The organism is Bacillota bacterium, from assembly GCA_013178415.1.
Classification (GTDB): domain Bacteria; phylum Bacillota; class SHA-98; order Ch115; family Ch115; genus Ch115.
Map to the genome: position 1 here is coordinate 16,042 of JABLXA010000003.1, position 22,873 is coordinate 38,914.

The 22,873-nt window shown below is 52.0% G+C and carries 19 protein-coding genes and 1 tRNA gene; 5 read left to right on the top strand and 15 right to left on the bottom strand.

Going from position 1 to position 22,873, the window contains the following annotated elements; genetic code table 11:
• Positions 1-850: 850 nt before the first annotated feature.
• Positions 851-4,117, top strand: a complete 3,267-nt coding sequence (locus HPY52_03105; protein NPV79254.1) for a glycosyltransferase — start codon at positions 851-853, stop codon at positions 4,115-4,117.
• 264 nt (positions 4,118-4,381) lie between these two features.
• Here HPY52_03105 and HPY52_03110 read toward each other — a convergent pair whose 3' ends face one another.
• The 6 genes from HPY52_03110 to HPY52_03135 all read right to left on the bottom strand — a co-directional run bounded on the left by HPY52_03110 (position 4,382) and on the right by HPY52_03135 (position 13,316).
• Positions 4,382-5,521 (bottom strand): flagellin, encoded by a 1,140-nt coding sequence (locus HPY52_03110; protein ID NPV79255.1) that lies wholly within the window; start codon positions 5,519-5,521, stop codon positions 4,382-4,384.
• 852 nt (positions 5,522-6,373) lie between these two features.
• Positions 6,374-7,588: a hypothetical protein gene (locus tag HPY52_03115; protein NPV79256.1), complete on the bottom strand. Its 1,215-nt coding sequence runs from the start codon at positions 7,586-7,588 to the stop codon at positions 6,374-6,376.
• Positions 7,585-7,914, bottom strand: a complete 330-nt coding sequence (locus tag HPY52_03120; protein ID NPV79257.1) for a hypothetical protein — start codon at positions 7,912-7,914, stop codon at positions 7,585-7,587. Before HPY52_03120 ends, HPY52_03115 begins: the two co-directional genes overlap by 4 nt.
• A gap of 242 nt (positions 7,915-8,156) precedes the next feature.
• Positions 8,157-9,992 carry a DEAD/DEAH box helicase family protein gene (locus tag HPY52_03125; GenBank protein NPV79258.1) on the bottom strand — a complete coding sequence of 612 codons (1,836 nt, stop codon included), beginning with the start codon at positions 9,990-9,992 and terminating at the stop codon, positions 8,157-8,159.
• Positions 9,993-10,738: 746 nt separating this feature from the next.
• Positions 10,739-12,328 carry a HAMP domain-containing protein gene (locus tag HPY52_03130; GenBank protein NPV79259.1) on the bottom strand — a complete coding sequence of 530 codons (1,590 nt, stop codon included), beginning with the start codon at positions 12,326-12,328 and terminating at the stop codon, positions 10,739-10,741.
• Positions 12,329-12,602: 274 nt separating this feature from the next.
• Entirely contained in the window at positions 12,603-13,316 is a 714-nt protein-coding gene (locus HPY52_03135; protein NPV79260.1) for a response regulator transcription factor, read from the bottom strand.
• 1,502 nt (positions 13,317-14,818) lie between these two features.
• On the opposite strand from HPY52_03135, the gene HPY52_03140 reads away from it, so the two are divergent.
• Complete coding sequence (locus HPY52_03140; protein ID NPV79261.1) at positions 14,819-15,403, top strand: periplasmic heavy metal sensor; 585 nt, start codon at positions 14,819-14,821, stop codon at positions 15,401-15,403.
• 199 nt (positions 15,404-15,602) lie between these two features.
• On the opposite strand, the gene HPY52_03145 is transcribed toward HPY52_03140, so the two are convergent.
• Positions 15,603-16,064 carry a GAF domain-containing protein gene (locus HPY52_03145; protein NPV79262.1) on the bottom strand — a complete coding sequence of 154 codons (462 nt, stop codon included), beginning with the start codon at positions 16,062-16,064 and terminating at the stop codon, positions 15,603-15,605.
• Between the two features lie 484 nt (positions 16,065-16,548).
• On the bottom strand, positions 16,549-17,400 hold the full coding sequence (locus HPY52_03150; protein NPV79263.1) for an aldo/keto reductase: 852 nt from the start codon (positions 17,398-17,400) through the stop codon (positions 16,549-16,551).
• Positions 17,401-17,620: 220 nt separating this feature from the next.
• On the opposite strand from HPY52_03150, the gene HPY52_03155 reads away from it, so the two are divergent.
• Positions 17,621-17,761 carry a hypothetical protein gene (locus HPY52_03155; protein ID NPV79264.1) on the top strand — a complete coding sequence of 47 codons (141 nt, stop codon included), beginning with the start codon at positions 17,621-17,623 and terminating at the stop codon, positions 17,759-17,761.
• Positions 17,762-17,858: 97 nt separating this feature from the next.
• On the opposite strand, the gene HPY52_03160 is transcribed toward HPY52_03155, so the two are convergent.
• Complete coding sequence (locus HPY52_03160) at positions 17,859-18,014, bottom strand: hypothetical protein (protein NPV79265.1); 156 nt, start codon at positions 18,012-18,014, stop codon at positions 17,859-17,861.
• 127 nt (positions 18,015-18,141) lie between these two features.
• On the opposite strand from HPY52_03160, the gene HPY52_03165 reads away from it, so the two are divergent.
• Positions 18,142-18,229, top strand: a tRNA-Leu gene (locus HPY52_03165).
• 70 nt (positions 18,230-18,299) lie between these two features.
• Here the strand turns inward: HPY52_03165 and HPY52_03170 are convergent.
• Positions 18,300-18,716, bottom strand: a complete 417-nt coding sequence (locus HPY52_03170; GenBank protein NPV79266.1) for a site-specific integrase — start codon at positions 18,714-18,716, stop codon at positions 18,300-18,302.
• 152 nt (positions 18,717-18,868) lie between these two features.
• Positions 18,869-19,288, bottom strand: a complete 420-nt coding sequence (locus tag HPY52_03175; protein ID NPV79267.1) for an HTH domain-containing protein — start codon at positions 19,286-19,288, stop codon at positions 18,869-18,871.
• Positions 19,289-19,351: 63 nt separating this feature from the next.
• Here HPY52_03175 and HPY52_03180 point away from each other — a divergent pair, with 63 nt between their 5' ends.
• Complete coding sequence (locus HPY52_03180) at positions 19,352-19,525, top strand: hypothetical protein (protein ID NPV79268.1); 174 nt, start codon at positions 19,352-19,354, stop codon at positions 19,523-19,525.
• Between the two features lie 3 nt (positions 19,526-19,528).
• Here the strand turns inward: HPY52_03180 and HPY52_03185 are convergent, their stop codons facing one another.
• Genes HPY52_03185 through HPY52_03200 form a run of 4 tightly spaced genes read right to left on the bottom strand, consistent with a single transcriptional unit; the run spans position 19,529 to position 22,824 of the window.
• On the bottom strand, positions 19,529-19,693 hold the full coding sequence (locus tag HPY52_03185) for a hypothetical protein (GenBank protein NPV79269.1): 165 nt from the start codon (positions 19,691-19,693) through the stop codon (positions 19,529-19,531).
• Positions 19,690-20,826 carry a TolC family protein gene (locus HPY52_03190; GenBank protein ID NPV79270.1) on the bottom strand — a complete coding sequence of 379 codons (1,137 nt, stop codon included), beginning with the start codon at positions 20,824-20,826 and terminating at the stop codon, positions 19,690-19,692. Before HPY52_03190 ends, HPY52_03185 begins: the two co-directional genes overlap by 4 nt.
• 31 nt (positions 20,827-20,857) lie before the next feature.
• Positions 20,858-22,069, bottom strand: a complete 1,212-nt coding sequence (locus tag HPY52_03195) for an FtsX-like permease family protein (protein ID NPV79271.1) — start codon at positions 22,067-22,069, stop codon at positions 20,858-20,860.
• Positions 22,066-22,824, bottom strand: coding sequence for an ABC transporter ATP-binding protein (locus HPY52_03200; protein NPV79272.1), 759 nt, complete (start codon positions 22,822-22,824; stop codon positions 22,066-22,068). Before HPY52_03200 ends, HPY52_03195 begins: the two co-directional genes overlap by 4 nt.
• Positions 22,825-22,873: the final 49 nt, after the last annotated feature.

Here is a 22,873-nt window from a genome sequence, read left to right on the forward strand (position 1 = left end):
TATTGTATCACATTTTGGGTGTAATTGGAAGCCGTGGGCGAACGTGGAAGCCATGGCCGGACGCGGTAATCAGAGATCCGGCTAAACAATGGCGCCAACACCTCTAGCTGGAGCCGTAACAGACGTTATTTGGCGGAAATAGTGTTAGTGGCCAGCACTATCCGCCGGGAACAATGTTAGTAGCCAGCATCGTCCAGCGGAGATAATGTTAGTGGTTAGCATCGTCCGGCGGGGACAATGCTAATGGCTAGCACTGTTCGTCAGGAACAATATTACTGGCTAGCACTATCCGGCGGGGACGATGTTAGTGGCTAACACTGTCCGCCGGGAACAATGCTAATGGCTAGCATCGTCTGCCAAGGACAGTGTTAGCAGCTCGCATCATCTGCCGGGGTAGTGTTAAAGGCTAGCATCGTCCGCAGAAGATAATGCTAATAGCTAGCACTATCTCCCGCCGACAGTGTTAATAGTTAATAGTGTATTGCACCACACACCATGCTATGAAATATTTTCCCACGACCCCCGTTTCGGGCATAGTTCCCCCTGAGCGCAGCATGCATATGCCCCCAAGGCTATCGCTATGAACACAGCCTGCTTTGGAGCGGGCTTCTGGGCGCAGGGCGTATAGGTCTCTCCTGGCCACAGCGCACAGGTCTCTCCTGCCCACAGCGTATAGATCGCCCTGGCCATCGCACGTGTGAAACCCCATAATACAGCACATATAACTGGCCATGGCTTTGCCATGTATTCCCCGCGTGTGCTCCCATCTTCTCCAGGCGCTGTGGGGCCTGCTGTCCATAAACGCCTGTAGGCATAAATATTGCTATAAATTGCCCAAGGGGGGATGAAAGTGATACCGGAAATTGAATATAAGACATGTTATCTCGACGGCAGGTTGGGCCGGGCAAGGGAGATTTTGCGCAAGCTGATCGCTGAGCATCCTGACTGTGGCGCGTTTTATGCCGACCTGGCGCTTGTATATCTACAACAGGGGGAAATTGCCGAAGCCCGCAATGCAGCGGAAAAAGCTCGGGCGCTCGTGGTCTCCGGGAACGACGCTACACCGCCAGGCGAGGAGCTTTTGAGCGATACTTCCTTAGGCAATGTATCCTCCGGAGGATCAGTTCCCGCCCGTCCCGACATCCTGGCTGCAATAGGATTCGTCCGGGAAAGGATCGGAGATCATGAAGGTGCGCTGAATCTTTATGAAGAAGCCAAATCTGCCATTTGCTCTACGGGTAGGCGACGGCTCTGGATCGACCATGCCATAGAACGGGTGAGGAAAAGGCTATCGGGCCACGAGGGCCTGGAGGAAGATAAGGAAGGCCAGAACGAGTCTCGACGTCAGCATGTGCAGGCTCAGCTCAGGATTTCATATTTCCTGGATCCAAACCTCGGCCCTGACGCACTTCGGTTGGTATGCGAACACATGAACCGGCTTATGGCGCGAGGTCACAAGGTCTATGCAATTGCACGTGTGGACAAGCTGGATGGGCTCTTGGCAGAGATCATTCGGGTGCCGGCGAGAGAAGAACTCTATGAAAGGACGCCTGATTCTGATATAGTCGTGGCGACATCATGGAGGACCGCATTCGATGCGGCGCGGGTCCACGGGGCCGTGCCTTTCTATTTTGTACTGCCTTCACCTGGCTTTGAACCAAATGGGAACCCAGGGGCCGGAGGCGGGGCGGGAAGCATGACAGGAAGCGCGGCAGAAAGCGCCGACCAGTCATCAAAGAACCTTGAAGCCTCATTCAGGCTTCCCCTAAAGCTCATTGCCTCCAGCGACCACGTGCGCGACGTTCTAAAGACAAGATATAACCGGAGGGCTGAAGTGGTCCCTTATGGGGTGGACTCTAATGTGGAGCCCGGTGCCGAAGGTCGGACGGGCGGACCTCTCGCCATGGTTCCGGACCCCGGCATTCAGGAAGCCGATAAGATCCAAACTGTGAAAGACCGTCCCACCAGACTCCTGGTGGTAGGTTCCGATAAAGACGAGTGGACTGAAAGTATCTATGCCGCACTGAGGCTCGTCATCGAGCGGCGGCAGGATAAAGTGGAAGTCGTCCGGATTTCCCCATCCCGGCGGCTGGACTTTTCTTTCCACGTGACAAAATGGGTGGAGAACCCAGACAGCAGCCAGCTCGCCAACGTCTTTTCTGAATGTGATATTCTCCTTACAGGTTCTCTGGAGGGCATTTCCTCTCAGGCTGCGGTGACAGCCATGGCATATGGTCTTCCTATTATCCTATGTGCAGGCGAGGAAAAGCTCACTTCTCACACAGATAGCGTCGAGGGAATCCGCGTTGACGTCCCTCCGTTTAAGGATAACGCACCGGAAGGACATGCCGTACCGGCTCCTTACTTGATGGCACCATTGAATGATGCGGAAGCAATAGTCAGAGCTATCGAAACCCTGATCGATGATGAGGAGCTCCGGAGAGAAATCGGGTCAAAAGGTCGAGAGTTCGCAAAGGTGTATACCTGGGAGCGGGTTATTGACCAGCTTGAAGGGCTCTTCCGCGCTTCGACAACCGACGTCCAACTAGCTTATCCCTCAGCAGCAGCTCTCGGAGTTTTCCCTGCTGGAGGGGCGGGTGCAAGTGGCGGCCGGCCTCGGCGCCGTCCCACCCTCAGTCTTTGTATGATCGTCAAGAACGAGGAGCGCTTCCTCGCCCGCTGCCTCGACAGCGTCAAGGACGTCGTAGACGAAATGATCATCGTGGACACAGGCTCCACCGACCGCACCGTCGAGATCGCCAAAAGCTACGGAGCCAAAGTCTATTTCCATGAGTGGAAAAACGACTTCGCCGAAGCGCGCAACGCGTCGCTGGAGAAGGCGACGGGGGATTGGATATTGGTGATGGATGCGGATGAGGTACTTGCCCCCGGCATGTATACCGTAATTCATCGTTTAATTGATACAGGAATACGTGCCATCTATTGCGCAAGGATTTCAAATCGGAAAAGCATTGAGGATGACCAGTCCCTCTTCGATCACTTTATGAATAGACTATTCCCTTCAGACCCAGACATCAGATTTGTCGGTTCGGTACATGAGAGAATTATCTCCCTTTCAAACGAACCCCTGCCCGTCCGTAGCATCCTTGACTTTGTGATCTTCCATATAGGATATCAAAGGGAAATTCTGGCAGGCCGAAGAAAACATGCTCGTAACTTGGCAATCCTCGAGCAATGTGTCCGCAATAACCCGTCAGACCCATATTACCATTATTCTCTTGGAGGAACATACCATGCCATCGGCAAGGTAAACCTAGCTATCGATGAGCTCTCAGAAGCCTATAGGTTGTGTAAGGAACGCCCAGATGACGGAATGTCAAAGGCAATAGCCGTTTCCAGCCTATGCGTTCTTAGTAGAATCGTCTACTCATTTGGAGGTCGGGATCTAGCAGAGCACTATCTTCGTGAAGCACTTGACATAAGTCCTACTAATACAGATGTACTCTACTCCCTTGCGGAAATCGCCAGGATGAAGACCGAATGGAATACGGCGAAAGACCTCTATATCAAAGCGATAAACCATGGGAACAGCCAATTTTGGGGTCTAACACACGATCCAGCAACTGCCGCGTGGAAGGCCTGGCTCGGTCTAGGAGTGTGCCAAACGGCCTTAGGCGATTTCGAACATGCGCATCAATCATTTGAGAGGGCAGCCAGCCTCTGCCCCAGTCCCGCTGAATTACTGGGTCCGCTGGTGCATGTGAGGAATCATCTAGCCTCTCTTCATGATGACATACTATCCAGATCATTAAAATCATGGGTGGACGAATTCATTGACCACACTGCTAGGTCAGCCTCCTGGAGCCTTGACGCCGCGTATGGTGGAGGCAAATCGTATCTACAAGAAGATGACAGTACCAATAGACACCAGGACGACCTGGGCAGACTTGACGCATACCTTAAGGCATACAGAGCTGGTAAGCTTACCCGTGCAAATGAGTTTCACACCCTTGCGGTCTTACTTGAGGAAGCCGGACTCCTCACCGATGCCTTCAGAGTTTACCGAGATGCCCTGAGACTGGAGCCCACAAATCAGATGATAGTAGATGCTTTATTGAGGTTAGTTGGCAAAATGCGAAGAGGCCTTTCCCCATAGACAATGGTTCATCGCGGATTTGTGTAAGGCTGGCTACATAAAAACAGGTCAATCCTCTTGAATGCCGATGTATGAACATTTACTCTGGTCTATGCATATTATTCTTACATTGCTTAGTTTTCTACGGTATAGCTAATTCCTGTCGCCAAAATCATGAATGTCCTGATTCAATTTCGTAATAATCCGCGGTGAACCTAGATAATTTGAGGGAGGCAGGAATCTCTACGCCTCCCCTGTTTCCTATTTAGCTGAGCTGAATATAACTTACCGGAACAGACTGAGAACTGCCTGAGGAGCCACATTAGCCTGCGCCAGCATTGCCGTAGCAGTTTGCTGCAGTATGGACAGCTTCATCGCCTCGAGCTGTTCAGATGCCATATCAGCATTCATGATACGGCTGTATGCTGCTTCTGTATTGGCCTTTGCGATTGTCAGATTCTCTTCTTTTGAGGTAAGCCGTGAGACGAGGGCACCGATTTCTGTCATACTCTGGGATACAATAGCTATGGCATTATCGATTTCCCCGAGGTATATTTGTGCCTTATCATATGAACTAACGTGGGACGAATAATTGATACTTGCCGTTGCATTCAGGTCCGCTGTTACACCCGTGGTAACAAGGTTCAATTGCACGCCAAGCCCCGTATCCCATAAGCCGCCGCTGATACTCGCTGCCGATATACTAGCTAGTTCTGTTGTGTCTTTCTTGAGCGAAACGGTCCCAGTGATATTCCCGCTGCTGTCATACTTAACATCTAGTGTATAATCCCCATATGCCAGTTCGTCCATGCCCGTTCCAGGGGCCGTTGCTAAAACAGATGTCAAGATGTCATTCCCGTCGCCCGTTTCGGTAGCGTAACTGCTGAGGGCATTCAGGCCCACAGTTGTGTGGTCATTTGCCAGAACGAACTCTGTCTTTTGATCTACTTCGGGGCCAGTCTGGAATTTCATAGGATTTGTCTTGGTCAATTTGCCAAGTAGAAGATCTTGCTTATTCCACTGCGTCTCCCTAGCTATGGTATCTACCTCTTCGAGCAGTGACTTTATTTGCGCGGCTATTGCCTCTCTCTCACTCGCTCCCAAAGTGTCATTAGCCGCTTGTGCTACCTTATCACGGACAGCGAGAAGAATATCGTTGATCTTCGATAGTCCACCTTCCGCCACGGCCAAGAGATTCTTCGCGTCCCCAATATTATCAAGTGCTACCCCTAGTCCTCTCGTCCTCGCATTGAACTTAATCCCGATTGTCAACCCCGCCGGATCATCCGACGCCTGGTTGATCCTCTTACCAGTCGACAGTCGGAGCTGGTGGATGCCGAGTTTGGTGTTGATGTCTTTCAGGGCGTTCAAGGCGTTGAGTCCTGCTATGTTACTAGCGATTCTTGTAAGATCGCTTTGTGCCATTTTGACCTACCTCCCTATACTTTTTGTCGCCGGGCCGTGCAATTCTGAATTCGGCGTTTCTTCGCCCGGCGTAATCTTTTTCGCTCTGGGATCCCGCACTGCTTCCGCGATCGTGCGCTCTTCCAGGATCGCATTTCCTCTGAAAGCTTAGGGGCCTCTACGATCCTGTGCTCTCTGGAAATCCTGTATTTCCACAATTCTGAGATCATATAACGTTTACTTGGCAGCGGGTCCTGGGTTCCGGTATTGGCCGAAGGACTGCGGGACCCGGATGCGCAGTCCTTGGTAATTCTTCATTTTTCAGGGGCTGACCTTTAGGTCAAGACTCTCTTAGCTTACCGGATGCCTTTTCACCTCCCTGCGTTAGACACATTGAACGTTGTCTGGCTGCTGCGAGCGAGGGATGGAATCATCCAACCATCGCAGCGCTAAATCTCTCGAAATCTTACGTCCACTATGTTTATCGGTATGTCGGGGAAGGACTTTAGGGGAGTGATCACAAAACCGAATTTACCGAATGCCGTCGAGGGTGAGAATCAGACTGATCCTGCGGTTGTGCATATAGATTGCCGAATCAGAACTGAAAGATAACCCAGCTATGTCACCACGCGGTTGCCAGGCGCACCGCACACTGTTAGCTCATATTTCTAGATTCGAGCTTGATCATCTATAACATGAAAGGACTAGTTAGGTATCGCGGAGCGAAGGAAGCGCTCAAGATAGCCGGAGAACCATCCGTGCTAATTTGGTTCACTCTACTCCGCATCATCCGCATCACGCATCATCCGCACTATTGCATTATTTACCCTAATGTATGATTTGCTCTGCAATGTATGAGTCATATGATCCGCTCTACTCCGCCTCCTCCGCCCTGCACACAAAAGAGCCGTCTTTCGTCGGATATGCGGAGAAGAACCTCCTGCCGCATTTGGGGCAGGTGAGGGGTTCGACTGAATTCGTGGCCAGGTTGTAGAAGACTTCCTGTGTATAGACCGAATCTTTATGCTGCACTTCGAGAATGGCCTTGACCTTCGGCATCACCTGGATTGTCACGCTATCAAGACGCGCCTCAGCCGTCATCTTATACTTTCCGATGACATCCGATATTCGCCGTTGTCGATCCAATTGGGTTGCCTGTATCTTGGCCTCTATCCGCGACTTTTTCTCAGGATCGCCGGCCGTCTCTGCCCTGGCCTTAAGATCCTCCAGAGTCTTTTCATAGAATCCCAGCACCTTCACAAGTTCTCTCTGGCAAAAGCCGCTTACCTCTACCTGATATGTGGCCAGCCTGGCCCTGGACATCTCCTGGAGGCGGGCCAGCGCGGCGTCAAGAACCTCTTTATAGGGGCGCCTCTCTGCCAAAGGGATTCCCGGGTAAGGTGCCCTATTAGCACTGCCTGCCCTATTGGCACTATCTGCTCCATTGGCCCTGTCGGCCGTGCTAGTCGCGCCATCGGAAGAAACAGGATTTCTCGCGCGCCCGGATGCGTCTCGGACATAAGGCGCCTCACCACCGTCACCGCCTTTGTGCGCTACTTGAGCCATAGGACGTGACCCCGCGCTTCCAGACAGCATGTCCAGGTCATCGCTCCAGAACACCGTCCTGGATTCATCGAGGAGATCAGTGTCATCCGCAAGGGTGCTGGCATCAATGGCAATAGCTATAGAATCGCTGAATTTCTCGTCCGAGATATATGACACTATGAATCGGAACACCACCCTTTCATACGCCTGGATGGTGGTTGTCTTGAGCGTGGGCCGTCTGCAGCGATTGAAACCGACCTTACTCTCGATCCTGCCCATGAGGTTTTGGGGAACCCTGATAGCTGAAACCATGGCAGACTCCCTTATCACACGCCCGACTTCGCTCCCGAGCGAAATGAACTTGTCAAGCGCAGGGCTGCCGAAGGTCACAAACTCGGCCCCAGGAGTCTCTTTCGCCACATCATAGTCGAAGGCGAGGGTCGCGAATTCCGGAAGAGAAAACCTGGCTGCAATATCCCCGGGCAGGGCCACATTAACGAGGGCATAGCTCGGGACCTCGACGATCCCTCCCGTGATTGTCACAAGGTCAAGAATAAATCTCTGGAGGTCGCCACGGCGCTCTTGGTCCTGCGGTCGTCCACTCTCCACTCCACCAGTCGCAAATTGCCTGCCCTCCGCAACACAGGAATCCGCCCTGCGATCGTTGTTTTCCGCATGATTGTTGTTTCCCACATGATCGCTATCTCCCGCCTGACCATTATTTCTATTCCCCGCGCGACCGTTATTCCCCGCGCGACCGTTATTCCCCGCGCGCCCTCGATGCTCAACCTGCTCCGTATTCCTCTTTCCACCTCTGTCCCTATTTCCGCTTCTATCCTCAGCGCGCGGTTTCTCGGCGGTCTTGGCATCCGCTTGTCCTGTCGATCGCGCTAGGTTGGACCTCACCATTTACGATCCCCTCTCCCAAATAAGACAGATCCATTCGCACTTTACTTTCTCGAGTCAGACTGGTTCATTCGCGTTTTCCTCTCCCGCATCAAACACAGATTCATTCGGACATTCCGCTCCCAAACCAGACAAGTCTATTTGCGCCTTCCTATCCCGAATCAGACTGGCCCATTCGCGCTTTCCCCTCCCGAATCAAACGCGGCTATCCGCTCACGGCCTTCCCTTCCGCTTTCGACTCCTGCTCCGCTGAACTCAATTCAGAACCAAATATCTTGTCATCATATTCCTTCGTCTGTTCATACCGGGCCTTAGCCTGAGCCAATTTCTCCCCAAGGGAATCGAATCCCTGTCGAAGTTCTTCCTCAGTCTTGGCGCCCGCCCAGAGGTCCATGATAGTATCCTCAAAGTCCTCTTCTTCCTCCACATTGCCCAGGATCATGTCCAGTTCGCCTATCACCAGCTCGAACATGTTGATCTTCGCATCAAGAATGTCGAGTATATGCGCCTCAAGGGTCTCGGCGGCTGACAGGTTGAAAACAAAGACATCATTCTCCTGGCCGATTCTATGAATTCGGCCAATCCGCTGCTCTATCTTCATGGGGTTCCATGGGAGGTCGAAATTCGCCATGACATGACAGAATTGAAGGTTCCGCCCTTCCCCGCCTGACTCAGTTGAAAGAAGCACCTGCTTATCCCCTCTGAAGGCCTCGACAGCTCGTTCCTTATCTAGGCGCGGCATTTCCCCTGAAAAAGTTGCAAACTGTATCCCCGACTTTTTCAGAAATTGAGCGAGGAATTCCAGTGTAGCAGTATAGCCAGTAAAGACCAGGACCTTTTCTCCGGTATTCTGAAGGAGTTTCAGGAGAGCCTGGGCCTTCGCCGAGTCTTCAATAGCCTCCCCTATATCGATAAGAAACCTTAGATCTTTCCTGGCGCCGTTGAAATTCCCCGAATCAAGCATCTTGCGGAGGGTCGGCACCGCGGCGAAGGCGCTAGAGCCAGCTTCTTTCTGGAGTGTTTTCAAGGTGAACCTGTTAACCGCTTTCCCATTAGCCCGCCCATCAAGCCCTGCGCCATATTGTGCCCTGACGAATTCACTCACCTTTGAATAGAATTCCGCCTCTTGTGGACTGAGCGCGACTCGCACGGTTTCCGCCCTTCTCCTGGGAAGCTGAATGCCGCATGTTTCGCGGCGGTTCCGCACCATAACCTCCTTCATTAGCCCACGCAATTCTGAGACATTCCTCGGCTTGAGCTTGTCCCCCCTGGTGATGAACCTCCGGGAGAAATCAGATGCCGTCTCAAGCTGGCCTGGGCGGAGAAGGGTTATGAGGTTGAAAAGTTCATGAAGATCATTCTGCACTGGAGTCGCGGTGAGAAGGAGAATGTATTTCTTTTTGAGTCCATTTACGAGCTTCCAGTTGAGGGTATTCTTGTTGCGGCACCGGTGCGCCTCATCGACGATCACAAGATCGAATGGTGCAGATTGAACCAGTCTGCTATGTGGTTCGCGCTTCGCAGTGTCGATAGACGCGATGATCCTGTCCACCTCGAGCCAGGGATTCTTGCGCGCAAGAAAAGATGGATCATCGGATGTGACAAAATCTATGTTGAATTTGGACCGCATTTCATCCATCCACTGAGACATGAGTGGCGGCGGGCATAAAATCAATACTCGCTTGGCGAGTCCCCTGAGAATATATTCCATCATCACGAGGCCGGCTTCAATTGTCTTGCCAAGTCCCACCTCATCAGCGAGGATAGCGCGACCGCGCATTCTCCGGAGCACTTCTTTCACTGCGCCGACCTGATATGTGAATGGCAGGATATTTCGAACAACATCGAGCGATATCAGCCTGTCAAAACCCGGACTCGTAGAAAGAACAAGGGCCTTTCTGTGGACTTCCGCGCTTTCGCGGCTGTCGAATTGCCCCGCCTGGAGCCTCTTGAGCATCCCTTCTATAGACTCCTGGTCCACAGGGATTATGATATCCCCCGGCACGGAGAAAAGCTGGGCCTTGATAATATCTCGGGCCATTTTTTCGAAATCGATGACCTTCTGGCGATCAGATTCGACACTGATAGCCTTCTCGCGGCCGGATTCACCACCACCGGCAGCTTTCCGGTCATCGGACTCACCGGCAATACCCTTCCGCTGGTGAGACCCGCCAGTGGCATCGACTTCAGCGCGCTGCTTACTATAGTCAATTCTTTTGTTGGGGTCAGAGCTTTTGCCAGCGCCAGTAGCCCTGGGTCCGGAAAGACCTTTGTCACTAGCGATATTCCCTCGGACCCCTTTCCTTGCCCTGCTCTCAAGTAACTTTGCAATGCTCATGCGTCCCGCCGCTATTTGCTGCTTTATCAGAAACGCGTCAACAAGACTAATATCTATTCCTTCAATATCAGCGATCTCAGCGGCAGTAACGAACATATAGACTCTCTTAACATTATTTGTTTTTCCAATATATAGATATGGATTTTCATCTTTGAGGTTGTCCCCCATAATCTCGACAAAGAACTCCCATAGGCCGGGCGCGAAGATAACACTATGCCTGCGGTGGAATTCAGCGGTAATGGATATGTTATGGGTTAGACCGCCCAAAGTAAGAAATTCCACATCCCGCTTATGTGGAAGGATCTCCTTGACATCCTTGTCCACATGCAGCATATCGCGCGCTAACAATGTGACATCCAGGCGGATCTTTATCAAATCATATGGATGCACATGGACCTCAAGCAAGCAGCTATCACCTCCTGATCATTATAGCATACCCCCAGGACTGCCTATGCCATTCTCAACGTAAACCAAAATTCCGTCCCATGCCCTGCTTCGCTTGAGGCGCCAACCTCACCTCCATGAGATTCGATGATCCTTTTCACGATAGAAAGGCCAATACCAGTCCCGACTCCCTCTTCGCGGCTCCTGGCTTTATTCACCTTGTAAAACCTGTCCCAGATATATGGAAGGTCCTCGCGTGGAATTCCCCGACCAGTGTCCGTTACGCTCACGCGGACGAATCCGCGCGCTGATTCACTCCCCTCAGCAATTCTTGCTGACAATGTTATGCTTCCACCCCGTGGAGTAGCGTGAATCGCGTTATTGATCAAGTTAGACAGAACCTGCTCTATCCTGTCGCCGTCAGCCATCACGGGAGGCAGATCCGGGGGCACATCATCGACCATGGAGATGCCAGATTCAGAGACCTTGAGCGCCAGCTTTTCCAGAACACTTTCAACCACTTCTTTAATATTGAGCGGGCTGAATTCCATCTTTGCCTTTCCCGCCTCGATACGCGATAGGTCAAGCAAATCCTCGAGGAGCCGGTCTGTACGGATCGATTCATCCCGAATGAGTCTAAGATATTTCTGCCGCTGTTCGTCGCTTTGAACCGTACCATCGGTGAGCGCCTGAGCAAAGCCGCGTATGGCAGTGAGCGGCGCCCTTAATTCATGTGAGACATTTGCGATGAATTCACGACGATTTTCTTCGATGCGGCCGAGTTCCTCCGCCATGTGATTGAATGAATGGGCGAGCTCGCGAATTTCGTCGCCCACAGGATTTGATGGATTTCCTATATAGGGTAATTCCTCCCGGCTCGCGAAATCGCCTCGAGCCATTCGCACCGCGATTTTACTCATCTGGCGAATAGGCCGGGAGACATGGCGGGAGATGGAATAGCCCAACCCCAGGGCGACGATTAGAGCCAGCAGGCCCGCATAGGCAATAAATCGCATGAGTTGGTTCGAGGTGGCGATTATGCCGGTAACCGGTGAATGAAGGATCAGGGCGCCCACCACTTCACCATCGCGTTTGATTGGAATGCCCACTGAAATCACTTGACGCGTGATTGGCGGGGACGGGGACGGCGCCACCCCGTCTGGTGGGCCCATGCGGCCCGGGCCGGGAACAGGAGGCCCCATGCGATGTGGTCCAGGACTGGGGCCGGGGCCACGACCATACGGGCCCATGCGGCCCTCCTCGGGGAGCGGCAGCTGAGCGCGCCGCACGACAGTCTCGCCGGCCAAGATGCGTTCCACCTCATCGGAACTCAGCCTCATCCCGCGAAATCTCCCCCTGCCAGGGCGAGATGTGGCCACAACTAATCCGGTCCTATCCACAATCCAGGCCCGCGCATTCACAAAGGTATCAAGGGCATCCAGTATCCGCAGTGTGGTGGCTTCACTTTCCCTGCCCTCAAGGAAATCGCTTGCGATATTGGCAATCTCCTGTCCCTTAGTTACGAGCTCACGTTCCTTAGAAGTGATGAAATAGCCTTGAATAAGGCGAGAAAGGGTTATAGCGGGAATACTCAATGCAACGACGATGACTACGATATATGTGATAAGAAGCCTTGCGAAAAAACTCTTAGGCAATTAGCTCACCTCATATGTGACAGAAGGCCCCCGGGTGATTTGCTCGCTCTCGGGGTGGTCCCTCATGCCGCCATGGCAGCACCATCATGGGGATGAAAATTCCCCGAAGTGGCCACCGCTATCTTCTGGGTCGACGCCCATGCTGCTGCTGCGGCACCATCAGAGTAATGAAAACCGCGGCGCGCATGTTCAGGGTAGTATCGCAGGGGACCCCCGGATAATCGGCTCGCCCCCGCGGACCAATGGCCATCCGATATGCGCCTCCTCGCCAGGTCTACTCCAACAACTCAAACTTATATCCCACACCCCAGACAGTCTTTATCCGCCAGGGGCGCTGCTCACCCGGTTTCGGCGCCAGCTTTTCCCTGATCCTCTTTATATGAACATCCACGGTGCGGTCATCCCCATAAAAATCTTGGCCCCACACATGCTGGATCAGCTGTTCTCTGGTAAAAGCTTTCCCAGGATTGCCGGCAAGAACCCATAACAACTCGATCTCTTTTCTGGTGAAAGGAACTACCTCGCCTTCAACCCTCACTTCGTATTCAGAAAGACTCACAGAAAGGGATGGGTAATTGATGACCTTATCATCGGGGCGGGTCTGCGCGGAAGGCCAGTCAGACTGGCGCGCTCGCCTCAAAACAGCCTTGACCCTCGCGACAAGTTCAATTGGGTTGAAAGGCTTGGCCACATAATCATCAGCGCCCAATTCGAGCCCCAGGATCTTGTCATGATCCTCGGACTTTGCCGTGAGCATGATTATCGGAAGCCCAGGTTCATCTTCCCTGAGACGCTTCAATACCTGCCACCCATCAAGATCCGGCAACATCACATCGAGTATGACAAGCACCGGAACCTGATCTCGCGCTTTCTGAATAGCCTCTTGGCCATTCTTAGCACTCGTGGTGGAAAGCCCCTCCTTTTCCAGATAGAGTCTGAGGAGCTCCAGCACATTTTCATCATCATCAACCAGCAAAATCTGCGGAATTCCCGCCTCTCGCGGGGTTCCTACATCGATCGTATTCACTATTCTGACCGCACCCCATTTACAGGAGGAATTGAATGCTCACCGCCGCTGCTATGCACGCATCGATCTCTATACCTAAATTGGCACAGCCTATGCCAACATCTAATTTGATAGTATCGCACCAGAAAGATTCTGACAAGCACGCATGAGGAGAAGGGTGTATAAGCTCTTTGTTACCTTGAAGATGAATTTATTGGTAACGTATTTGCTCGCGCCATGCCAGTGACCTGGTGAGACAAGGCTGTCATAGGAGGCCTTGAATTTGAGGGAATAAGGAAGGCTATGGATATGGCGCAGCTGTGGACTTATGGATAATGCCTTGGGGTTATCCACAGGGTCCCCAGCTGATTGGACAACACTTCGCGTTGACCACATATCCACAGCGCCGACGACGCCGGTCTGATTTATTGAGAGACAGAGCAAAGGCGAGATCGAAAGAGCTAGTTTTGAGACATTAAGATAGGTGACGAATATGGCGTCACCGCTGAACGCAGACTGGCGAATGGCGAAACCATCGCCGGCCCTGCCCTCATCCTGGCCAGAATATCGCCAGCTTTGCCTTCAGCCTGGCCAGAATATCGCCAGCTTTGCCTTCAGCCTGATCGAAATATCGTCACCTTGACCCAATATATACCATAAAGTGTATTATACTGGATAATTATATCCTTGAATTTTCCAATTTGGACATGAGGTGGCGAAGATTTCGCCATCCGGGAACGAAGACTGGCGGCATTGCCGCCACTTCTCAACGAAACCTGACGAAATTTCAGCCACCTGTAGATAACGCAGACCCAGGATCTCCCAAAATCGACTTGACCTGACGACCATTTCGCCATTTCTGAGAGGAGATTGCCGGAATTCTCGCCATCTTCACACAGGACCTGCCTAAAAACACGTCACCCCCGATTTGAGGTGGCGAGGAATTAGCCATGTCTGTCCAGAAAGTGATGGGATTTTCGCCAGCCCATACTTTTGGATAGACCCCCGTACCACCGCGGTAGCGCCATCGGAAAGGTGAAACCCCCCAAGGCGGGCGCCGCTGTCTTTTGGCTAGTCGTCCATGACGCCGGGGCGGCGCCAACGAGGGATGAAAATGGTAGCCGTCTATTCCCAGGGCAGTTTTCCGTTGGACATCCACGATATCAAAACTCATGGAAGGCACCGGGGACCTCTCAAATCCGCCGGAGACCCCAAGGGTACGCCAATGCTCGCTAATCCGATGCAGAATGCCTCATCTGACGCTAATCAAGCGGTCCCGGGCCGCCCGCCTGCAAGGCGCATAGATAAAGGCTTCATCTTACATCTTTCCTTTAAACTCCCTGTAAGATTCATCCTTCTTTCTTCTTTTCTTCAAGCTTTCTTCATAATCTCCTGATACAATGAAATTGGCGCGAGACACACTATGGCTGATTGGTGTGGCCAAGTGAACGCGCAAAGCATTTCAAGAAAGGAGTCAGGTATCAATGAAGAGACTCATAGGTATTGGGCTAGCTCTGGTACTTATTGCCGGAACAGTCGGCATCGCAGCAGCGGCGGGAGGGCCGGGTTATGGCGGGCGAGGCGGCTTTGGCGCCGGAATCGGCGGCCAGCTCGGAGCCGGAATTAGCGCCGGAATCTGCAGGATGGCTTCGTATCTGGGGCTTTCTGACGAGCAACAGCAAAAGCTCCTCCAGCTCCGCCAGGATTTCATCAACAGGACCCAGGCTCTCAGGTTTGAGCTTCAGCGGAAGATGCTCGAGCTTCGCCAGTTGTGGGCAAAACAGCCTCTAGATCAGCAAGCGATCGCTAACAAGACTGCAGAGGTCACCTCGCTAAAAGTAAAGCTGGCTGAGGAAGCGCAATCACAGGCAGCGGCAGTGAGAAACGTCCTGACGCCTGAGCAGCAGAAGAAGCTGGACGAGGCGCAGGCTAACGCCCAGCAGTATGGGCCTGGATTCCGCGGCAGGGGTGGCAGAGGAGTCGGTCGCGGCATGATGGGCGGCGGAATGAGGGGCACAGGAATGGGCCTCGGACCCTGCGGAGCCTATGCCACAGGGAATGCGCAATAGCAAAATCCGTAGATCCTTATATATCCTGCATTGATACTGCGTAGATCAGATCTGTAAATCAGCTCTAACGAATATTCAAAAAGGGGGGGCAATTCTAAACCCCCCTTCCAATATAATTCCCCAGCCAAACCGGCATCGGCGACAGGCGGCGATATTATTTGGCATACTTGAAGCTTGATCAGAGCCCGCAGTCTCGATATTATGTTGAGCTGTCTGGTGACGGCGAGAAAACGCCCAGCAAAGGATATTGGATAATGGCCGTAAACCGACTCAACCCTTCGCCATCTGTCTCATCGAACCTATCTTGATATGGGCTGTCTATATCCAGAACTCCTACTAGCTTCCCTTCTGAGATGATAGGAATCACAATTTCAGAACGGGACCGTGGATCGCATGCGATGTGCCCCGGGAATTTGTGAACATCGGGGACGATATAGACCTTCCGATCTCTAGCCGCAGCTCCGCAGACTCCTTTCCCCAGTGGAATTCTAGTGCAGGCAGGCCTACCCTGAAACGGTCCCAATACCAGCTCTATCCCCCTGCATTCGTCCGATTTAATCCTACCATATTTACCTTGATCCTCAGTGCTAACCGCAAGGTAAAACCCGGTCCAGTTTATCCTGGGAAGAACTGCATAAAGAAGTGCCGATAGATTGGCCATATTGGCTAGCCAGCTTGTTTCCCCATCTATGAGGGCTCTTGCGACCTTAATGAGCTCCTCATAGAAACCCCTCTTGTTTTCCGAATATAGCGCTGTCAGACCGGCAAAAGCTAGATCTCGATCCACCTGAACATCTCTCTCCTAATAGACCCCGCACCGGAGGCATACATTACCTACCGATAGCCGGGCGCGCCCTTCTAACCCGAAAATACCGGGATGGCAGCCCAGGAATTTTCATCCTTCTGATGGTATCGCTGCAGCGGCATAGAGGGCTACTTCGAAAATAGCTGAGCGCCATTTTCATTTTTCGTTGGTACCGCCCCGGCGGCATGGAGGGCTACCCCGAAAACTAGCGCCCCACGTCATCCCTACTCTAATAGCCAGACTCACGCGCCATTCTATGCCGGTAACCGGAGCTATATGCCATGCCCGGTAATCGGAGCCATATGCTATGTAACGCCGGCAATTTGACCCATATGCCATCCTATGCCGATAGCCGGAAAATCGGCTTGAGTCCCTTCGCCTTTTCCCTCAGAAATTCAACTTCCACCTCACTAAGTGGTTTGAATTTCTCCCCTACATCAAGGGCAAGCCTGAATAGGCCCATATCTCCGGGGGGAATAGCCAGGGTCACAGGCTGGGATAGGGTAAACCGCAAAGCTAACGCCGCAAGAGCCGGATCAGTAACGGGCTCATACCAGCATTTTTCGCGAACACGCGGGTGTCCCTCAGGTATGAGCGTTTTCGCTAAAGCTTTGATGGCGGGCCGCCCCATATTCTTGGCCTGAGCGCGTTCCAATACCTGAGGCCCGAAGTTGGCGTTGAAATAGTTCACCCAATTTATTGGAAAGAGAACTGAATCAAAGTCGAACGCATCAATCAGTTTCAGCGCGATCTCAGCTGAATGCGCTGAAAACCCCAGGAATCTCACCAGGCCTTTCTCTCGCGCCTCGATGAACGCCTCAATCGCACCGCCCGGGCCCATGGCGGTTTCAAAATCCTGTTCGGTGGTCATTCCGTGAAGCTGATAAAGATCAAAATGGTCTGTCTTGAGTTTCCGCAGAGATTCATGAAGCTGGGCTTCCGCCCCCTTCTTCGTTCTCTCGCCCGTCTTGCAGGCAAGGAATATCTGATCCCTCTTATGCTCTATCGCGGGCCCTAGCCGGTCCTCAGCATCTCCATAGGATGGAGCAACATCAAAGTAGTTGATGCCACGATCAATGGCCTCAGCTACAATATTGTTCGCCTCATTCTGCTCGAGATTCATGACTACTATGCCGCCAAAGCCAATAATGGAAACACTCTCACCCGTCCTGCCGAAAATTCTTCTTTCCACCTTGTCTCCCTCCCATAGTTCAAGAATTGGGATCTCATTACATGGAGTAATCAAGCCCAAAGCCCGATAACCATACTCGCCCCCGACCGCCGGACGCATCGCAATACGACGCATGATTTGGATTCGAGCTTGTTAATTTATTATTGCACAACATTGGCTTCAACGCCATACAAATGGATAATCTCTTTTGTCATATCTCGCCCTTCAAGGCGTTGAACCTATGGCGAGATTATCGGAGATTCTCCTCCCATCGCTTGTGATAATCATCATCCTACTTATCATATTATCCTTCGTGACGCCCGGCCTTACCCATCTGGAGAATCTACTTCCTACATCGGAAAGAGGGATCGGGCAGTTATAGCTGTAACCGTAATCATATTCGCGATCTTTGTGAGAAATGCAGTCGTCTTTGGGGTGACGGAAGGCCAGCGGCTTGATTTCCTTAACCTCGCCTCTATTCAGCAAGTACGTCTTGGCGACTTCTTTTCGAGAGAGCCTTCATTGGCCCATACCCCGGCACAGGATGGGATCTCGCCATAGATACTCCCATCTTCCGGAAACCTATACCGAGCCTCATGCATCGCCACTGAAACGAAAGCACTCAAAATGGCCACAACGAGCACCTCCCATCGTTATTACCTGAACTAGATCAGACCGGCGTTGTACGATCGGGGCAATTCGGGGGGTTTACAGAAAACGAAGTTTCAGTTAAAATATGAGTGTCCGACAGAATAAGAATGTGCCGAAGTGGCGGAACTGGCAGACGCACGCGACTCAAAATCGCGCGGAGTGACCCTCCATGGGGGTTCGATTCCCCCCTTCGGCACCAAATATGTACAAAGGCTTATTTGGTGCGGGTTTGAAGGATTCCAAGAGGGCACCTGCTAATCATTTGCTAATCAGTGTATATTGAGGATGTCGCCCATGACTTGGGCGGCTTCTCTTTGCATGGTAGGCGTCACATGCGAATACCGATCAAGCGTCATGCTGATGTTGGAATGGCCCAATCTTTCCTGTACGATTTTCGGGTGCATCCCGCGGGCAAGTAAGAGCGTGGCGCATGTATGACGCAGGTTATGGAAGCGGATCTTCTTGACTCCAGAAGCCTCTATTAGCTGGGCGAACTCCCTCTGCCCAAAGTTGTTCATCTGGAGGGGTTCCCCCGTCTCCTTAGCAAACACGAATCCAAGGTTACGGTACACTACACCTAGCTTGAGGCGCTGCTGATTCTGTTCAGCCTTATGGCGTGCCAGGAGCCTCGCTAGTGCTGGTGATATGGCAATCGCCCTGCCCCTGCCGGTCTTTGGCGTGCCCATTGTCGATACCGGCGTAAAATGACATTGATATATGCGGCATTTCCGATTGAAGGTGACGTGCCTGCGGTAGTTGAAAATCCAGCATCGATTCCTCTTTCCAGGCCATCTCGAAATCTTCACATTTACCATTGCTCATGGGTGATAACACTTGCTCAGCCCTTGATATGCTGTAACACTGCAGCAACCTCCGGACGCGACAGGTTCCTGGCCTCAATCAGCATATTTTGAACCCCCGGTTCAGGAAACAGAGAGAGTGCCATCTGTTTCCCGGATATCAGCGTGCGCCTTCCGAAGGCCTGACCCAGCACGCTTTCTGTAACACTGATGTCCTTCAGCCGGGAACTCAGGTAAGCCTGGCACTCCCCGGCGTCATTGGCACTCCTGGGTATGAAGAAACCATATGGCGGATGCGATGCGATCGGATAACCTTGGCGCCTTAGTTTCGCGATGGTGGCCCGCACCTCGCGCTCGCTTATACCTGTCAGCCCGGCGAGCTGACGGGCGGTCAGGACCTCACCTGGATTTTTGAAATCTTTCAAAAATCTCCATATTTTCTTTTGATAAGCAATCATAACGTTTTGTTTCCTCTCATCATCACGCCGATTCGTGGACACTATAGTAGAGGGGTGTACCATATGAATGCTAAAACCACAAGTTGGATTACCATCGGCCTTGGGGCCGTTGTTTCAGCTATCGGTCAAGCTATGAGACCCAGCGAATTCGGAGCCGGAGTGCTGGGTTTCGGGCTTGCCCATGTTGTCCTGGGCGCCCTTGATATGCTGAGGCCGACGGTACGGCAACAATCCTGAATCTCATGTACCTACTCCATCTAGGCTGCCGGCGAACAACCGGCAGCTGCCCGTTTGCTCGAGTTCTTTGGCTAAATCATCATGCGGGACGCTATAATCGCAAATGATCTCCAGAACCTCCAGGAACGCCGCTCTCCAATCCTGTGTCATGCCCTTCTTTCGGATCAAGCGCCCAGGAGATTGGCTGCTTCTGCTCTTTCCTCCAGGGACATGCCAAGGGATTTGTAAAATTTCGCTACGGCTACGTTGTAATCAAACATCGCCTGGAGATAGGCTGTTTCTGCCTGGTAGACCCCTCTCTGGGCGTCTGCAAGATCCATCGCTGTTATAACGCCAGCATCATAGCGCGCCTTGGCAATACGAAGGCTCTCCCTAGCTTTCTCCAGGGACTTCTCTTGCAGTGGAACCTGCCTTTCAGCATCCTTGAGACTTTCGAAGTTTTGTCTAATCTCGAGGATAATATTCGCCTTCACATTCTCTAGATCCACCTGCGCAGATTCCAGACCGATTCTGGACTTCTCGAGGACAAGAGGCGGAGTGAAATCGTTATTGTATACCTCAATTTCCTTCTGCCTTTGAGTTATCGCATCTTCGGCCCTCTTGATCTCAAGTCTATGAGAGAGTCCATATTGGATGGCCTTATCTAGAGCTATTGGCATAGGTTTGTATGAAAATTGACTTGTGAGCTTTATCGGAATATCAAGTGCAAGTCCTAAGCCATTGTTGAATTTCATTTTGGCAAGCGCAAGATTCGCTTGAGCCTTACTTAGATCAGCCTCTGCGCTGGCAACCTCGGTCTCTGCCGAGATCACATCGATCTGAGCCACCATGCCCAACTTGAGCTTGCTCTGCGCAGTCTTGAGCTGGTCTTTTGCCCGATCCAGATTCTCTTGGGCAAGGGTCAGCGCCCGTTCGGCCTTTAGCACGTCATAATATGACTGTTCCACCTGCATGGCTATATCTGCTTTCGCGATTTCAAAATTTCTTTGAGCGACAAGCCATGCATTCTCTATCGACAAAGAAGTGAGGACTGAAGGCTTCAGGAGCTGGTCGGCCATGGATTGCTTGTAAGATATCTCTGCGTCTTTGAGTTCAAGGGAGGCGGACTTCATGCTGCCAGCCTGTTGGAGAGCGAGATTCACGGCATCCTGCAAGGTTAAAGTCTTCTCCTGTTGTCTAGGATTTTGCGGCTTGTCTTGGGCGAGACAAGGGGTCATGAATATGCTAAGGCTTATTGATACTAGAAAAAGAGCATAGATCAACTTGAAGTTACGTGGCACGCGAAACCATGATTTTGACATTATCTTAACACCTCCGGTTATAGGTCACTAGTTATTCATAACGCAATGCTGTTATTGGGCTAAGATGACTTGCGCGCCGAGCTGGGTAGATGCCGAAGAATAGCCCTACCCCTATAGAAACGCCCAATGCTATGGCTATAGAGGATAGAGATACTGTCGTCGTCCAACTAGAGAACCGCGCGATCAGCCTGGCTAGTCCCGCCCCGGCAAGAATCCCGACAATCCCCCCTACCCCGCTCAGCGTCGAGGATTCGATCATAAACTGGATGAGAATATCCCTGGGTCTGGCTCCGACGGCTTTTCGGAGGCCTATCTCCCGTGTTCGTTCGGCCACGGAAACAAGCATTATGTTCATTATGCCTATGCCGCCGACAAGCAGCGAAATGCCAGTTATGGCTCCCAAGAGCAAAGTGAATGTGCCGGTTACACTCTCAATGGTATTGAGAATATCCTGTTGATTTGTGATCGTAAATTTCTCTGGGTCTTTCAACTTACGAAGGAAAAATCTATAGAGCTGATCGTACACGATATTGGTGTTCCTGTTCGATGAAGCCTGAACAGTGATACTCTGCAAGTAGCGGTTTCCAATAAGCCGCGTCTGGGCGGTTGTGATTGGCACAAAGACCTGATCTCCGAGGTCCCTACCTCCCATAGTCTTGCTTTCCATCACTCCAATGACCCTGAAATTCACGTTTCCTATGCGGATGATATTGTTGAGTGCCGCCCCAACCGCCCCAAAGAGATCCTCGGCAGCTGTGCTCCCCAGGACAGCAACGCTTGTCACCTGATCCAGGTCATATTGAGAAAAGAATCGGCCGAGCTGAACATGGAAATTATGGGCATCGCAGTATTCGGGGGTCGTCCCGATCACCATAGTTGTAGTGCTGTTTTTGCCGTACCTTATGACTTTTCTAGTTGAAGATTCCGCCAGAATGGCTGTGGCGCCGAACAGCGTCTCCTGCTTCAGCTCCAGAAAATGCGAATAAGTCAGGATATTGAAACCGCCGCGGGCGCCAAAAGCCATACCTGGGAGGGCCCTCATACGGCCCGGCGTGACGGTCACAAGGTTCGATCCAAGGTTACCGATTTGTGATGTCACCTGAGTGCGGGCGCCTTCCCCGACTGATACCATGGCTACGACTGACGCCACGCCGATGATCACTCCAAGCATCGTAAGAAAGGATCGGAGTTTATTGCTATTTAAGCTTGATATGGCGGTCATGAAACTTTCCGCAAGGTTCACAGCACTGCCATCTCCTTGCCTGCACCCCTCGACGCCGCTTCAGAATCTATGACGCCTTGTCCGGTATTTTCATTTTTCTTATGTTCGAGCAAATACCTGGCCGCATCAAGGGGTGATTCTACGTATTCGTTCGATAATAGAAGACCATCTCTAAAGTGAAGTATTCTTCGCGCATGGAGGGCTATGTCTCGCTCATGGGTGACCAATATGATGGTTTTTCCCTGCCGGTTGAGGTCTTGAAATATCTGCATGATCTCCTCCCCCGAGCTTGTATCAAGGTTGCCCGTAGGCTCGTCAGCAAGAATTATTGACGGTTCATTGACCAGGGCCCTGGCAATAGCCACCCTCTGAGCTTGCCCTCCAGAAAGCTGGTTTGGCCGGTGGTGCATCCTCCCTTCCAGACCCACCCTCTTAAGGGCCGTAGTGGCAATCATCCTGCGCCTGGCGCGGGGCACCCCTGAATAAACAAGAGGTAGCTCAACATTCTGCAGAGCCGTCAGCCTGGGCAACAAGTTGAATGTTTGAAAGACAAACCCTATCTTATGGGTCCTTATGACTGCTAACTGGTTTTCATTGAGGCACGAAACCTCCTGCCCATCAAGCTGGTAGCTGCCGCTGGTCGGCACATCAAGACACCCCAGGATGTTCATCAATGTTGATTTGCCGGATCCAGATGGCCCCATTATGGCGACAAACTCGCCTTGATGTATGGAAAACGATACACCCCGCAGCGCGTTGACCTCGACTCCATCCATCTTGTATTTCTTGATCAGATTCTTGACCTCGATGACAGGAATCTGCTTT